Annotated in this window: 16 protein-coding genes; 7 read left to right on the top strand and 9 right to left on the bottom strand. The window is 56.7% G+C overall.

From position 1 onward, the window contains the following. The first annotated feature begins 24 nt into the window (after nt 1-24). Both VE934_RS06330 and VE934_RS06325 read left to right on the top strand, forming a co-directional pair. Nucleotides 25-594, top strand: a complete 570-nt coding sequence (locus VE934_RS06330; RefSeq protein ID WP_324885477.1) for a carboxymuconolactone decarboxylase family protein — start codon at nt 25-27, stop codon at nt 592-594. A 308-nt stretch (nt 595-902) separates the two neighbouring features. Further along, nucleotides 903-1,502, top strand: coding sequence for a hypothetical protein (locus VE934_RS06325; protein WP_324885475.1), 600 nt, complete (start codon nt 903-905; stop codon nt 1,500-1,502). Nucleotides 1,503-1,618: 116 nt separating this feature from the next. Here VE934_RS06325 and VE934_RS06320 read toward each other — a convergent pair whose 3' ends face one another. Beyond that, nucleotides 1,619-2,326: a haloacid dehalogenase type II gene (locus tag VE934_RS06320; RefSeq protein WP_324885473.1), complete on the bottom strand. Its 708-nt coding sequence runs from the start codon at nt 2,324-2,326 to the stop codon at nt 1,619-1,621. A gap of 161 nt (nt 2,327-2,487) precedes the next feature. Here VE934_RS06320 and VE934_RS06315 point away from each other — a divergent pair, with 161 nt between their 5' ends. From VE934_RS06315 to VE934_RS06300, 4 genes are all read left to right on the top strand, one after another. After that, nucleotides 2,488-4,242 carry a PAS domain S-box protein gene (locus VE934_RS06315; RefSeq protein ID WP_324885470.1) on the top strand — a complete coding sequence of 585 codons (1,755 nt, stop codon included), beginning with the start codon at nt 2,488-2,490 and terminating at the stop codon, nt 4,240-4,242. Beyond that, nucleotides 4,243-4,776 carry a sensor histidine kinase gene (locus VE934_RS06310; protein ID WP_324885468.1) on the top strand — a complete coding sequence of 178 codons (534 nt, stop codon included), beginning with the start codon at nt 4,243-4,245 and terminating at the stop codon, nt 4,774-4,776. Between the two features lie 66 nt (nt 4,777-4,842). Further along, a complete protein-coding gene (locus tag VE934_RS06305) occupies nt 4,843-5,304 on the top strand; it encodes an SRPBCC family protein (protein ID WP_324885466.1) in 462 nt (153 codons plus the stop codon). Further along, nucleotides 5,288-5,644, top strand: a complete 357-nt coding sequence (locus VE934_RS06300) for a metalloregulator ArsR/SmtB family transcription factor (protein WP_324885464.1) — start codon at nt 5,288-5,290, stop codon at nt 5,642-5,644. The genes VE934_RS06305 and VE934_RS06300 overlap by 17 nt, the downstream gene beginning before the upstream one ends. Nucleotides 5,645-5,979: 335 nt before the next feature. Here VE934_RS06300 and VE934_RS06295 read toward each other — a convergent pair whose 3' ends face one another. The 8 genes from VE934_RS06295 to VE934_RS06260 form a co-directional block, all read right to left on the bottom strand. Beyond that, complete coding sequence (locus VE934_RS06295; RefSeq protein ID WP_324885462.1) at nt 5,980-6,501, bottom strand: hypothetical protein; 522 nt, start codon at nt 6,499-6,501, stop codon at nt 5,980-5,982. A 253-nt stretch (nt 6,502-6,754) separates the two neighbouring features. Beyond that, on the bottom strand, nt 6,755-7,360 hold the full coding sequence (locus VE934_RS06290; RefSeq protein WP_324885459.1) for a DUF938 domain-containing protein: 606 nt from the start codon (nt 7,358-7,360) through the stop codon (nt 6,755-6,757). A gap of 63 nt (nt 7,361-7,423) precedes the next feature. Next, nucleotides 7,424-7,645 (bottom strand): hypothetical protein, encoded by a 222-nt coding sequence (locus VE934_RS06285; protein ID WP_324885457.1) that lies wholly within the window; start codon nt 7,643-7,645, stop codon nt 7,424-7,426. 156 nt (nt 7,646-7,801) lie between these two features. After that, nucleotides 7,802-8,638 carry a class I SAM-dependent methyltransferase gene (locus tag VE934_RS06280; RefSeq protein WP_324885455.1) on the bottom strand — a complete coding sequence of 279 codons (837 nt, stop codon included), beginning with the start codon at nt 8,636-8,638 and terminating at the stop codon, nt 7,802-7,804. A gap of 49 nt (nt 8,639-8,687) precedes the next feature. Further along, entirely contained in the window at nt 8,688-10,595 is a 1,908-nt protein-coding gene (locus VE934_RS06275; RefSeq protein ID WP_324885453.1) for an AAA family ATPase, read from the bottom strand. Further along, the gene (locus tag VE934_RS06270) at nt 10,582-11,088 is read right to left on the bottom strand and encodes an ABC-three component system middle component 5 (protein ID WP_324885451.1); all 507 of its coding nucleotides are present in this window, start codon (nt 11,086-11,088) and stop codon (nt 10,582-10,584) included. Before VE934_RS06270 ends, VE934_RS06275 begins: the two co-directional genes overlap by 14 nt. Next, complete coding sequence (locus VE934_RS06265) at nt 11,082-11,789, bottom strand: ABC-three component system protein (protein WP_324885449.1); 708 nt, start codon at nt 11,787-11,789, stop codon at nt 11,082-11,084. The genes VE934_RS06270 and VE934_RS06265 overlap by 7 nt, the downstream gene beginning before the upstream one ends. 258 nt (nt 11,790-12,047) lie before the next feature. Beyond that, on the bottom strand, nt 12,048-13,862 hold the full coding sequence (locus VE934_RS06260) for a glutamine--tRNA ligase/YqeY domain fusion protein (protein ID WP_324885447.1): 1,815 nt from the start codon (nt 13,860-13,862) through the stop codon (nt 12,048-12,050). Between the two features lie 131 nt (nt 13,863-13,993). On the opposite strand from VE934_RS06260, the gene VE934_RS06255 reads away from it, so the two are divergent. Further along, nucleotides 13,994-14,401: a hypothetical protein gene (locus tag VE934_RS06255; RefSeq protein WP_324885445.1), complete on the top strand. Its 408-nt coding sequence runs from the start codon at nt 13,994-13,996 to the stop codon at nt 14,399-14,401. The last annotated feature ends 67 nt before the right edge of the window (nt 14,402-14,468 follow it).

Raw genomic sequence — 14,468 nt, 5'->3', positions numbered from 1 at the left:
GCCACCCATTAAAGGAGTGTTTTTATGCAAGCCGCCCGTATCCGTCCTCTGACCGAACCTCTGGAGGGCGCGGTAGCCCGCCACATGGCAAAGTTGTTGCCCCCCGGAATGCCCGCACCCAATCTGTTCCTGAGTGTCGCCCGCAACACGGGGCTGTTCGGGTTTCTGGTGGACAGCGGCCTGATTGGCCCGACCGGGCTTCTGGACAGGCGCGTCCTGCCGAAGAACCTGCGGGAGACCATCATCCTGCGCACATGCGTGGCAACAGGCAATGACTACGAGTTCACGCTCCACGTACAGACCATCTCTGCGCGCATGGGTTTGAGCCAGGCGCAGATCAATGACGTGCGGGCGGCTCAACCATCGGACGCGTTGTGGTCTCCGGCCCTGCTGGCCGCCATGGCACTGGTCGACGCACTGGTGCGCCGGCAGGTGAGCGACAACGAGTTTGCGTTGGCAAGAGCACATTTTGACGAGGAGACACTCATCGAAATCACCCAGCTCGCGGGCCTGTACGTCGGGGTTGCCATGCTGGTCACGTTAATTCGCCCTCAGGTGGACACTTATGACCAGTTGAGCAAGTCCAGCGTTTGAAGAGCGCGCGCGCAACGAGCCGCAATTCTCTGGGCAGACGCGGCATTCGCCAACAGCGCCAGCCTGCCAGCGAGAAACATGCAGATACCTGTGCATGCAGGCAGTAAACGTTCGGTAAATCCACCAAAGCCTTACATACGCTTCACATCACGATGCCAACAATGCAGGCACTGGATGACACAAGCCGCCTTGAAAAAGCTGCGATCCAGCGTGCAGCTCCTACTGCCGCTTGCCGACACTGAATCCTTTCAGCCACCGCAAGTTGCCCACGGTGCTGCTGGTTATCCCACGAAACTCAGGAGAACACCATGACCTCGAAATTTTTCACAGCTTCCGTTTTGGCAACCGCTTTGATGTCAGGTTTGGCTGCAACCCCGGTGATGGCGCAAAACACCAGCACCCCCGGCGTGGACCGCGCTCAGCAGGCCATCAGTGCGCGCATTCAGCAGGGCCTGAATTCTGGCCACATCACGCCGTCTGAAGCGCAGGCGCTCTACGCGCGTGACCGCGACATCGCCGCGCGTGAGGCCTACTTCAAGTCCAACGGCAACGCAACACAGCAAGAGCGTCAGCAACTGCGCGCAGAGCTTGATGGCTTGAACTCGGACGTCGAGCGCATGATGGCCAACAACGACAGGGCTGGCCGCCAGCCTGGCAGCACGCCTGGTATTGACAACCGTGAGTACCAGATCAGCCAGCGTATCGACGAAGGTGTGCGGTCGGGCCGCATTACCCAGCGCGAGGCGCGCCGACTGCACAGCCGCGAGCGCCAGATTGCCCAGCACGAGGTCAACTTCAAAGCCGATGGCGTGGTGACCAGGCAAGAGCACCGCACCTTGCGCAACGAGCTGAAGACGCTGCGTGACGATGTCGAGCGCATGATGCGTAACGATCGCCGCCGCGGGTAAACGCCCTGAAGCCCGGGCGAGCGTCTTGCTCGGGCTTGCTGGTCAAATCACGCTCAGGCCCCTTCATAACGGGCGGTAGCTGCTATAAAAATAGTAGTGATTTTGTATGAGGAAGCTCAGCAAGCAAGCTGGGTAGCCAGATCCAGAAAATCTTTGGCATGCCGGGTGTTGGCCCGGTCGGGCGACACATCTTTCGGCTGGAGTGGGCCAAACTCGGCCGGCCTCTCAATGTAGGCTGTCTGCAGACCGCAGGCGCGGGCAGCGGCCAGGTCCTCCTGATGGGCGGCGACAAGCATCACCTGAGCGGGCTCCAGCGCAAACACCTTGGCCACGCCAAGGTAGGTAGCCGGGTCGGGCTTGTAGGCCCGAAACACCTCAGCCGACAACACGCAATCCCACGGCAGGCCGGCGCGCTTGGCCATGTTGGTCAGCAGGCCGATGTTGCCGTTGGACAGCGTGCAGATGGTGTGGCGCGTTTTCAGGCGCGTGAGCCCGGCTACAACGTCCGGCCATGGGTCCAGCCGGTGCCATGCCTTGTTGAGGTGCTGCTTTTGTTCTTCGGTCAAATCAGTCATGCCAAAGCGCTCAAGAAGGCTGTCCAGAATCAAGCGATGCAAATCGTCAATCAGGGTCCACCCCAGTTCGCCCGCCATCACGCGGCGCATGGCAGGCTGGTAACCCGCACGCCACGCCAGCGCAAACTCGCCACCGTCCACATCTGGCCGCAGGGCCTGCGCCTCACGGGCAATACCGCTGTACCAATCGACCACGGTGCCGAAAACATCAAAGGCCAGCACCTGCGGGGCCGGTGTCGGGGAGGGCATGGGCTGATTCATTGACACATTATGGACGCCGCTATTTTGCTGAATCGCATGGCTCGCAAAACCAAAAAAAACTCACAGCCTGTAACAGCCGCGGCTAAACTGGTTTGAGCGGGGCCCTTGCCCGCTGTATTCAAGTCGCGAAAAAAAGGACAAGTGAATTTATGCCGGGTGTGCAGGAAGAAACAAGTCAGGCAGCCGATAACAGCGAAGCCACGTTTCGCCAGCTGACAGACGCCATGCCGCACATCGTCTGGACCATGCAGGCGGATGGGCAGCACACCTGGTTTAACAAAACCTGGCTGGACTACACCGGCCTTTCCATGGCGGACAGCTTGAGCCAGGGTTGGAGCGTCGTGATGCACCCCGACGACTTGCAGCGTGCCTCCCGGCACTGGGCCACTGCCCTGGTTGCGGATGAACCCTGCGAGATTGAGCATCGCCTGCGCCGTGCAGACGGCGTGTACCGCTGGATGCTGGGGCGTGCTGTTCCGCAGCATGACGCTGCGGGCAAAAGAACGCAGTGGCTGGGCACGCTCACTGACATCGACGCGCTGAAGCAGGCCAATGAACTGCTGGAGAGCGACCTGTTCATGACGCGGATTGCCGGCAGGGTGGCGCGCCTGGGCGGCTGGACGATCGACCTGCCCGAGCGCAAGCTGACATGGTCTGATGAAAACTGCCGCGTTCACGATGCACCGCCCGGCTACCGTCCCACGCTGCAGGAGGGTATCGGGTACTTTGATGCAGAGGACAGGCCAACCGTGAGCCGCCTGGTAGAGGCCTGCGCAGAGCACGGCACGCCCTACGAATTTATTTTGCCCAAGAGCACCATTACCGGCCGGCGCATCTGGGTGCGTTCATTGGGCGAAGCCGTGCGCGATGAAGCAGGAAACATCATCCGGCTGCAAGGTGCATTTCAGGACATCACAGCGCAAAAAGAAGCCGAGGCAGCCGCGCTGGCGCTGCAGGCCAGGCTGAGCGACACGCTGGAAAGCATTACCGATGGCTTCAGTCTGCTGGACAAGGACTGGAACTTCACCTTCGTCAACAGCCAGGCTGAGCGCATGCTCAAGCGTGGGCGCGGCGACTTGCAGGGCAAAAATCTGTGGGAGCAATTTCCAGCGATGGTCGGCACGCACGTGGAGAGCGAATACCGGGCCGCCGTCAAGGAGCATCGCACCGCGCGTATTGAGGCCTATTACCGTCCGCTGAAAACATGGTTTGTGTTTCATGTGTACCCCACAGAGAGCGGCACAGCGGTGTACTTTCAGGACATTACCCAGCGCCGTAAAGAGCAGGCGCAGCTGAAACTGCTTGAGACCGCGGTTTCCCGGTCAAACGACATCGTCATCATTGCCAGAGCTGGTCCGTTTCACGCGCCCAAGGCGAAGATTGTTTTTGTCAACGATGCATTTGAGCGCCACACCGGATACACCCCGGCGGAAGCGATTGGCATGTCGCCGGAATTTATCTGGGAGGGAAGGGCGGTAGGCGCTGAGCCAGACCGCGTGACCGCTGCCATCCGCAAGTGGCAGCCTGTCCGGTCACAAGTGGTCAGCCTCACCAAGGGTGGAAGCACGATCTGGCTGGACATTGACATCGCCCCCATTGCCGCAACCGCCGGCCGCTTTACCCACTACGTGGCTGTGGCGCGCGACATCACGGAGCGCCGCAAGCAGCAGGAGGAAATCCTGAGGCTGAACGCGAGCCTGGAGGCGCGGGTGTTGCAGCGCACCGGTGAGCTGGAAACGGCCAACAGCGAGCTGGAGTCCTTTGCCTACGCGGTCTCACATGACCTGCGCTCACCGCTTAACACCATTCATGGCTTCAGCCAGTTGCTGCTCAAACATGATGGAGACAAGGTCAGCGAAAAGGGCCAGCATTACCTGCAAAGAATTGGCCTTGCCATCAAGTAGATGGGTGATTTGATTGAAGGCATGTTGACATTGGCCCATCTTTCACGCGAGGAGATCAAATACGAACGGACTGATTTCTCGGCCATTGCGCGCACCATTGAGCACAGCCTGCGGGAAAAAGAGCCGCAGCGCCGGGTAGAGGTCCGCATACAGGATGACCTTTGGGCCCACGGTGATCCGCGCCTGCTGGGTGCTGTGATGCAAAACCTGCTTGGCAATGCCTGGAAATTCAGCTCCCGGCAGGCGCTTGCAAAAATTGACATCGGTTGTGTGGTCGACGCAAAGGGCACAACGGTTTTTCATGTCAAGGACAACGGTGCCGGTTTTGACATGGCTTTTGCACACAAGCTGTTTGGCACCTTTGAACGCCTGCATTCCCCAGGCGACTTTGTAGGCAACGGCATAGGCCTTGCAACGGTCAAGCGCGTCATCGAGCGGCACGGGGGCCACGTCTGGGCCGAAAGCAAACCTGGCGAGGGGGCCAGCTTTTATTTCACGCTGCGTCACGCGTATCAGGTTCCCGACGAAAAATAACGCAACAAAATAGTTGCTCATGTTCTCTCGGTTGTGCATAATTCATGCAACAAGGAGATTGCATATATGACATCATCAACCGACCGTATTGAAAAAACCATGCTGCTCAAGGCGCCGCAGGCACGTGTTTGGCGCGCACTGACCAACGCTGAAGAATTTGGCAGCTGGTTTGGCGCGACGCTCAAAGGGCAGTCGTTTGCAGTGGGTCAGCGTGTCCTGGGCCCCATTTCCATTTGCGGCTTTGAGCATGTGATGTTTGACGCGGTCGTCGAGCGCATCGATCCGCAATCCCTGTTTTCATTTCACTGGCATCCCTACCCGGTTGACCCGGCCATTGACTACGCGAAGGAAACACCCACGCTGGTGGTCTTCACGCTGAAAGAAGCTGAAGGCGGCACGCTGTTGAACGTGGTCGAATCAGGTTTTGACAAAATACCCCCGTCGCGCCGCGACCTGGCCTTCCGCATGAACAACGGGGGCTGGGATGGCCAGATCCGAAACATCGAGAAATATGTCACCAGTCCCTAAAGCCAGTTCAGCCGCTTCAGCCTCCGTGCGTAGTCCCGCCTCAGTGTTTGCCGCGCTGGGCGATGAAACCCGGCTGCGCCTGGTCGCCTTGCTGTGTGTGGGTGGCGCGGTGTCGATTTCGCAACTGACCGCCACCACAGACATCACCCGTCAGGCCGTCACCAAACACCTGCAGGTGCTGGCCGATGCGGGGCTGGTACATGACATCAAGGTTGGGCGTGAGCGCCTGTGGCAGTTTGAGCCGGGCCAGCTGGAAGAAGCCCGCCGCTCTCTCGCGCTGATTTCCGACCAGTGGGACCAGGCCCTGGGCCGGTTGAAGCTTGCGGTGGAGAGGGATTGAGGCAGGGCCCCCGTGTGTCATTGCCAACTTGATTGGCAATCCATGCGGGCGTACCACTGAGGTGTATGCGGCATGGATCCCCGATCTGGTCGGGATGACAGCCATAGATGGCAACGGTCCGGCGCTGTCATTGCCGACTTGATCGGCAATCTGTGCAGGTGAACTACTGAGGTTTACGCGGCATGGATCCCCGATCTGGTCGGGGATGACAGTCATGGATTGCAGCGGCCCCGCGCTGTCATTTTGCCAACGTGATCGCCAATCCATGCGCGCGTACTACTGAGGTTTATGCGGCATGGATCCCCGATCTGGTCGGGGATGACACCGCAGGTGGCTCAGGCTGCTTTGCGGCGCTGGCTGTAAGCCGTGGTGCGCTTCACGCTGGCTGTGGTCACGTCGTCACCAGCAACTTTGCTGGCAAATTCAGCAGTTTTTTGCTCAATCTGTGCTGCCAGCTTGCTCAGCGCCAGGGCGCCGGGTGCCGTGGCAGCGGCGATGGTGTTCAGCGTGGTCACGCCGGTTTTTTCTTCAAACAGGCTGGCGTTGGCGGCGACGCGGTCAACACCGGCTTCAGCAACCTTGACCAGCTGGTTCACGACTTGCTGGGCGCCGTTGGAAGTTACTGTCAGGCCCTTGATGTAATAGGCGCTGAAAGCCAGCTTGGCTGCGTTGGCGTTTTTGGCGGTCTCGGCAGTCAGCTCGGTGCGGGACTCACGCATGGCTTTGTTCCAGCGCTTTTCCATCAGGGTGACCATGCGCTCGCCGCCGGCGCGGTAGGCATTAATGACGTTTTTGGCGGTTTTGCCATAAGCCTCGATCAGATCGACAGCAACGGTGGAAAGGTTCTTGGCGCTCATGGTGTTTCCTTTGAATAATGAGTAGGCAATGAGTCATCATCAGGGTTTTCACTAGTGGCTGCGCCCTAATCCGCTAGAGGCGCGTGCCCAGAGTGTGTAGGCGGAGACGCCGGCCAGCGCCTCGGTGCTATTGTTTCGATAGCTGCTTTCGCCCGTGCTTATTGGGCAAGAAGGCTTTTTTGCTCACATCCGGGGAGAAGGGATGCTAATTGGGGATTCCATCCCGCTTTGGCTGCCTCACTCAGACCATTGATCAAGCCTTCGACCACACCAGCAGCAAATTGTTGGCCGGCAGGGCGTAGCGGGTCTGCAGCTTGAGCCCGGCCTTGGCGGCCTCTCGCGCCACGTCTTCACGGCGCCGAATGCCCCAATCCGGGTTTTGCGCGCGCAAGCTTTGGTCAAACGACTGGTTGCCGGGGGAAGTGGGCACTTCATCCTCCAGGTATGGCCCATAAGTCACCAGCATGCCGCCGGGGGCCAGGCACAGTGCGCTGCCACGCATCAGCGCGGCGGTGGTAGCCCAGGGCGAGATATGAATCATGTTCGCGCAAAACACTGCGTCAAATTGCTCAGTACCCTGCAGCCATGGTGAGCGCATCACATCCAGCACCAGCGGTGGCCGCACGTTGGTCAAATGTTGTTCAGCCACCCAGGCAGAAATGGACACAAACCCGTCCGGGCCTGCATCGGTGGGCTGCCACGTCCACTGCGGCAGGCCAGCGGCAAACCAGGCCACGTGCTGGCCGGTGCCAGAGGCAATCTCAAGTGCGGCGCCCTTGGCGGGCAATACCTGGCGCAGGGTATTCAGAATGGGCTGTTTGTTGCGCTCGGCGGCTGGGCTGAAGTCGGGCTGTGGCATGGGCCTGATTAGACCGCAGAGGGGTGGAGCCGGGAGTGGCGCGGCCAGAGGCGGGGCTCGTACCTATTCCTTGGCTTCCCAGGTGATCTTGCCGTCGCGGAGATAGTCGTTGAACTGGCTGATGGGAATTGCAGCTACGCCTGCCACGCCGTCACCGGCGTCCCAGCTCAGCGTGGCGCTGTCCGGCTCCAGCCCGACTTCAATGCGGCCCTTTGGAATCGGAATGGGCGCGCCGTCGCCGGGTGTGAAGGTAACGTCGCCTATGACTGTGGCGAATTTGGGCATGGGGTCTCCTTGAAGGTGGGCAGCGAACTGGCTGCGGCGTTGCTTCAATCCATTAAGCCCGAGTGCTGGCCCAGCGCGTGTCAGCCAAATGCGCGTTTTCGCCGACGGGTTAAAGGGTTTGGCTTCCGGCTCCGGGAAGGCCCGAGCGGTATGGGCTTAGCCGCAGCTTGCGCCCGTCGCGCGCGTAAAACTCTGGCCCTGCGCCAGGGCCATGTTGCCCTGGGCTGCGGTGATGCGCAGTGCGTTGTCAGTAGCTTGCAGAACCAACTCACCGTGTCTGCCGGCAGGTGTGCGCAGCTCGGTGCCGCTGATGGTGCCGGCCAGTTCACGCGTGCGGTCGCGCCAGGCGAGTGTGCCTTCAAAGGCCTGGTACTTTTGTGTCAGCTTGATGCTCGCGCCGCGCAGCAGGCCGCTCGCACACCACAGGCCTTCCACCCGCGCAGGCACCGTCCACACATGCACCTTGCTTGATTTTTCCAGTCCCACCTTTTTGTCGGGCACCGGCACAACGGTTGTGCGGTCAGGCGCCCAGTCACCCATGTCCCAGTCGTGCGAGACGATGCGCGTGCCCGGCTTGAGGGCTAGTAGGGCGGGGCGCAATTGAAGGTTTACTTCCTGCAGCAAGTACATGGTGATCACCGTGCCCCGGGACAGATCAGTCTTGAACAAGTCCTGCTCCCGAAACTCCACCTTGTCTGCCACGCCGGCCGCACGCGCATTGGTTTTGCTTTGCTCCACCAGCCGCGGGTCAATCTCAACGCCCAGGCCTGTCGCCTCAAAACGCTTGGCCGCCAGAATCACAATGCGCCCGTCGCCAGAACCCAGGTCAATCACATGGTCGCCGCGCTTGACGCCCGCAACGCTCAGCATCTCTAGCGTGACGTTGTCGGGGGAGGTGATGAAGGGGACTTCTTCGGTGGGTTGGGCGTGGGCAACCTGTAAATTGAATAGCAGCGATATAAGCGTCGCGCCGTTTCTATATCGCGCAAGCATAGTCATTTCCGAGTCACATCTGTGCAGAACGTTTTCAGAGTCATCCGCGCTATTGCATTATTTTGACTGAGCGATTTTCATGGGTGAGTTTTTCCCCAACAACTAATTCCGGAATATCTAAACTTGCCGCAATAGAGGAAGTTGCCACGATTATTTGATGCTCGACATTCTGTTGTTTGGAGGTAAGCAGAATGAGCTCTTGGAAGTTGAAGCTTCTATCCGGCTCCATTCCACCATCTTCTATGCCGTCAATTATTGCTAGTCGGGGGAATCGAAAATACGGCTTTTCTAAGCTGGCGAAGAGTAGAGCTAAGCGGAAGGAATGTCTGAGATAAACCATCGAACTTGCTGAGAACTGTTGCTGAGCGTCTATGGTTATGCGATTCGCACCAAAATCGAAGTCAACTTGCTGAGGATTTGTGAACTCCTCGGCGCGAGGAATGTCTCCTTTAAGCAGGATGCGCAGATGTCTAGAAACTGCTTCATAAGAATCTTCTCGGCGATTCTGTTGTTGCAATTTGATCGCAGAAATTTGTTCGCGGATTTTTGCTAGTTCTGCGGCTATAGCCGATTTTTTCTCTCGCTGCTCCTCCAAACTCTTTGACAATTTGTAAATTTCAGTCAACTGCTTGAGTTCTTGATCCAAACTTCCTGCCTTGCGAAGCATCGCCTCACGATCAACATCCACATTTGTTCGCCAAATGGTTTTAGATCTCTTAAATTGGCTTTCTAATGCGGCCAGCTCTGAACTTGCGGCTTCGATTTCCCGAGCTAAGAAATTTTTTTCGTCGTTTAGTTCTGCCTTAACGAGAGTTGACTCCCTAAGCTGAAGCCCCAGCTCGCTTCTCATTCTCAATAGTTGGGTCTTGGCAGCTGATTCGTCTATCGAGGCATTACAAAGGCTGCATGTGTCTGCTGCTTGCGGTCTCGCTGAAACGTCAGTTAAGCAGCAAGGGCAAACTTTGAACCTTATCGTCCCTAAGAATGCTGCCGCACTTATTGACTCTTCAATGCTTGCAACTCTTTCGGCAACCTCGGAAAGTAAAAGTTCGGAGTCTGTTATCTGCTTCACTATGTCAAGGTGTGTGTCTTTAAGCAGCGAAAATTTTTGATGAACTTTTGTTAAATCTTCTCTTAACTGGTTGTCCTCTTTTTCCGCTTTTCCTGTTGCCGACCCGCTGGCTGAAGTTGTCAACTCAAGTTTTTTTTGCAGCGCAGTGAGTTCTCCACCGATTTCATGAAAACGACCCTCTACAAAATCTAACGAGATGTTTGTCCCGGCTTTTCCTAAGGCTTCGTACACGGATTTCAAAGCACTAGAGATGGCAGACTCTTCCTTTTCTAAGGTAACTGCCCTGAGTTGTAATTCGTAGAGTTCGTTTGCGTCGATTCCAAGCAAATATTCACCTACAGCTTGTCTGGTAAGAGGTGAATCAAACCGCTCAAAACGAAATAATTCGGCTCCTGCTGTTTCTTGATCTGAGTACACCATTCGGAGCATTTGATGCATCGTTATGTTGCTTCCTGCGTCCCCTCTCAACTCCGGCATACCCAAGGCCTCGAAAAGTATTTGAGAAAAACTCATACGGGTTTCAGATCGTCGAAAACCGAAGAATTGCCAGGAGTCAATTCCGGCGTTAATCGCGTCGGAAAGCGCTCCCCAGTAAATTGAGAGTCCTGTTTGCGCTTTTCCCGTAATTTCCCGGCGCAGAGTCACACTAGCCCCGTTGATTTCCACTTCACACATAGCTGCACTGCACAACAAAGCAATTCTGTTGAACTGGATGTTCTCTGCTCCAAGGCTGTAGGCGAGAAAGCGAATTACAGTGGTTTTTCCAGCAGAGTTCTCTCCCGCTATTACGTTGAGGCCTCGGTGAAAATTCAGATCCAGCACACTGACTGAGTCGCGAAGTACTACGAGCCGTTTAACAAAAAGGCTTGGCTTATAAAGCGTCATAGCGATGATCTAAAAGATTAGTGCGGTGTTTCAGGCCGTCTTTTCCTCTAAGTGGCACGGTTTTAAAAGCTGTCACGATTGCCTTCCTGTAGACGAAATCTCTAGCTAGAAAATTGTTTACAGCGATGCCAATGGCGACGGGCAACTCAGACGCAGTTCGAGTAACAAAACCTTTTCTTAGATTTTCGATTTCGAGAAGACCGGCCGCGGCCAAAGTTGAGGCGGCGGTGGTTTGAATAGCTCTAATCGCGTTTATCCCAGATTTGCTGTCTGGTTGTGGGCGAAAGGGATTTAGCTTTGTTGACGCTTGTTTCCTTAGCGAAGAAAACTCCTTGGGAAGGGTGGCCTTCATGATCACGCCAGGAAACAGGAGCGCTAGGTCAAGAATTTGCAGAGCATCTAATTCAAGTGAATCCGTATCAGCTAGTACTAAAATTCCTAAGAATCTAATGGCCGCATGATATGGGTCGAGGGCCGGGTCGTAGATCAGCACGGGTCCCACCTAATGTGACAATTTCCGCCCAGGAAATATAAAAAGCCAGTCAACAGTCGATGATCAATATCTAGCGGATTGCTTTCTAAGAAGCTCCATGCCGGATCCAGAACTGATGCTTGGATGGCGCCGTCGATTGCGATACGGTCTGCGCCGGAGTTTATGAGCGGCATCACCTGGTTTTCGTAACTGACTTGTAGTTTGGCCAGTAGGAAGCTAATAATTTTGTGTGCTGCTGGAGATGATTCGTGGCGCATTAAAAACTGCACCGCCTCGTGTTTTCTTTTCCTTGCTGTTGCAATCTGCTCAGTTCGGTTGGCGGCCGTCAACTTGACTTCTAGGCTACGTATGTCTTCATCGGCGACTTGTGACATGTAATGTTCGAGCGCACCGATAATCGTTTTCACTTGCTGATTTTGGCTTTGCTCCTCTGAATACTGACGGATCAAGCGGGTCATCGCGGTTACGCCACCAAAATAACTGGTGCTTTTGTCAATATTCCCTCCCGCAAAATCACCTGCAACCTGATTCCATTTCTGAACGGTTTCGATGTGTTGGGTCGAAAGGCTTGGGGTTTGAAGGTTTTCGACTGGCGTTAAATCAAACGCTATTTTTTCGGCGAAAAGCCTTCCGTGCTCCCCACTTCCTGCGGGAGCCGAACTTTTGGGAACTATCATTAGCTCGCGACCAGGCTCGTCCATTTACTTGAACAGACGAGCGTCTACTTTTTGTTGATGTCGCCGCCGGCCATATCTCCACCGACAAAATTGTCTCGTTGAGTGGTTTTGGAAGTCCGGGAGCTTATCGCGACCCTCAAAGTCCAGCCGGCTCCTAAGCCAACAAGAAAGGACATTATTTCGGATATGTACTGCATAGCTCCTCCATTATTTTTTGTTTATCCGATGGGGATAAGACCATCTATGGGCACTAAGGAATATGACAGGAAATCCACTTGCTGTCTATTTAACCCAACTGTCTTTCATCCCGGTCACCCGATTGAACACCGCTTTCCCCGCAGTGTGATCCTTCATATCAGTGACAAAGTACCCATGCCGCTCAAACTGAAAGCGCGTCCCCGTCGGCACATCAGCCAGTGAAGGCTCCACAAACGCCGTCACAGTTTTCAAGCTGTCGGCATTCAGCTCCTCCAGAAAATCGCTGTCACCGGCGCCGGGGTGTTCGACGGTGAACAGCCGGTCGTACAAACGCACTTCGGCTTGCACCGCGTCATTGACGCCCACCCAGGTGATGACGCCCTTGACCTTGATGGCGTCGGAGCCGGGGGTGCCGCTTTTGGTGTCGGGGATCAGCTTTGCCTGCACTTCGGTGACTTTGCCGTTGGCGTCTTTGGTGGCGCCCACACATTCAATAACGTGGCCGTATTTCAGGCGGACCTTGCTTGCCGCGATGGCTTGGCCGCTGCTGTTGGTGTGTGCGGGGAAGAGGCGGAAGAATCCTTTGGGTGGTGTTTCTTCGTAGTCGGTGCTTTCAATCCAGACTTCTTTGCCGATCTTGAAGCTGCGCTTGCCCAGCTCTGGCAAATGCGGGTGCACGGGGGCAGAGCATTCGTCTAGCTTGCCTGCGCCCATGACTTCGTCCCAGTTGGTCAGCACCAGCTTGACCGGGTCCAGCACAGCCATGGCGCGAGGAGCGATGGGGTCAAGCGTGTCGCGTAGTGCGCCTTCAAGCGTGCTGTAGTCAATCCAGCTGTCGCTTTTGGTGACGCCTATGCGTTCTGCAAACAATTGAATCGCTTCGGGTGTGTAGCCGCGGCGGCGCAGGCCGACGATGGTGGGCATGCGCGGGTCGTCCCAGCCGCTGACGCGTTTTTCATTGACGAGTTGTGCGAGCTTGCGTTTGCTGGTGAGCACATAAGTGAGGTTGAGGCGTGCAAATTCGTATTGGCGTGGGTGCGGGCTTGCGATGAGTTTGCCTTCGGCCAGTTTGTCCAGCAGCCAGTCGTAAAACGGGCGCTGGTCTTCAAACTCCAGCGTGCAGATGCTGTGGGTGATCTGCTCCAGCGCATCTTCAATTGGATGCGCGTAGGTGTACATCGGGTAGATGCACCATTTGTCCCCGGTGTTGTGGTGGTGCGCGCGGCGAATGCGGTAAATGGCCGGGTCGCGCAAATTGATGTTGGGGCTGGCCATGTCAATCTTGGCGCGCAGCACGGCGGCGCCGTCTGCGAGCTGGCCATTACGCATTGCTCTAAATCGCGCCAGGTTTTCAGCCGGCGTGCGGGTGCGGAAGGGGCTGTTGGTGCCGGGCTTGACGAAGTCGCCGCGATTCACGCGCATTTGCTCGGCGGTTTGTTCGTCTACATAGGCGTTGCCGGTTTCAATCAGGTACTCGGCGGCGCGGTACATGAAGTCAAAGTAGTCGCTGGCCTGGTAGAGGTTGTTTTCACCACCGTTATGCCAGTCAAAGCCCAGCCATTGCACGGCGTCCTTGATGGAGTCGACGTATTCGGTGTCTTCTTTTTCGGGATTGGTGTCGTCAAAACGCAGGTGGCACACGCCGCCATAGTCGCGCGCCAGGCCAAAGTTGAGGCAAATGCTTTTGGCGTGGCCCACATGTAAATAGCCATTGGGCTCGGGCGGAAAACGCAGGCGCACCTTGGCTGGGTCAGGCTGACCGGCGGCGTGGTGGCTGGCATCGCCGGGGCTGCCGCCCCATTGGCGGGCGGCGTATGTGCCTTCGGCCAGGTCTTTTTCGATGATCTGGCGCAAAAAGTTGCTGATTTTGGGGGTGTCTTTGTCGGCGGGGGCGGTCATGAGGCTGATTCTAGGGGTGCGGCGGCGGGTTTACGTTTGCAACGACCGTTTACGTAAAGACGGTAGTCGGTTAGCAGTGCCATGCGTTTAATACCCACATGGGCGCTTCCGCCCGGTTTATGGAGATTGTCATGACGTTTATCAAGTCTGTTTTAGGCAAGGCCGCGCTGGCGGCTGCCGCAATGTTGGGCCTGGCCGGCGCCGCGCAGGCCGGCAGCAATGTGTATTGGTCTGTGGGTGTCGGCTCGCCCGGTGTATCAGTTGGCGTGACCAACGCGCGGCCCGTGTATGTGCAGCCGGCGCCGGTTTATTACCAGCCCCAGCCTGTGTACGTGCAACCTGCACCGGTTTACTACCAACGGCCAGCGCCGGTGTATTACCAGCCTCAGCCCGTGTATGTGCAGCCAGCGCCGGTGTATTACGAACGCCCTTACAAGCACAGAAAGCATCACGGTTATGGCCACGGACATTACAGGCAGCAGGCCTGGGTGCATGGCCCTCACGGCTTTCAGCCACCGGGCTATTACCACGGTCGTTGATCCGGCAGCAGCCATCAAACAAAAACCCGCAGATTTCGGTCTGCGGGTTTTTTATGGACGGATCAAA

The sequence above is a fragment of the Polaromonas sp. genome (assembly GCF_035638815.1).
Taxonomy (GTDB): Bacteria; Pseudomonadota; Gammaproteobacteria; order Burkholderiales; family Burkholderiaceae_C; genus Polaromonas.
This window is presented reverse-complemented; position numbering and strand designations above follow the sequence as displayed.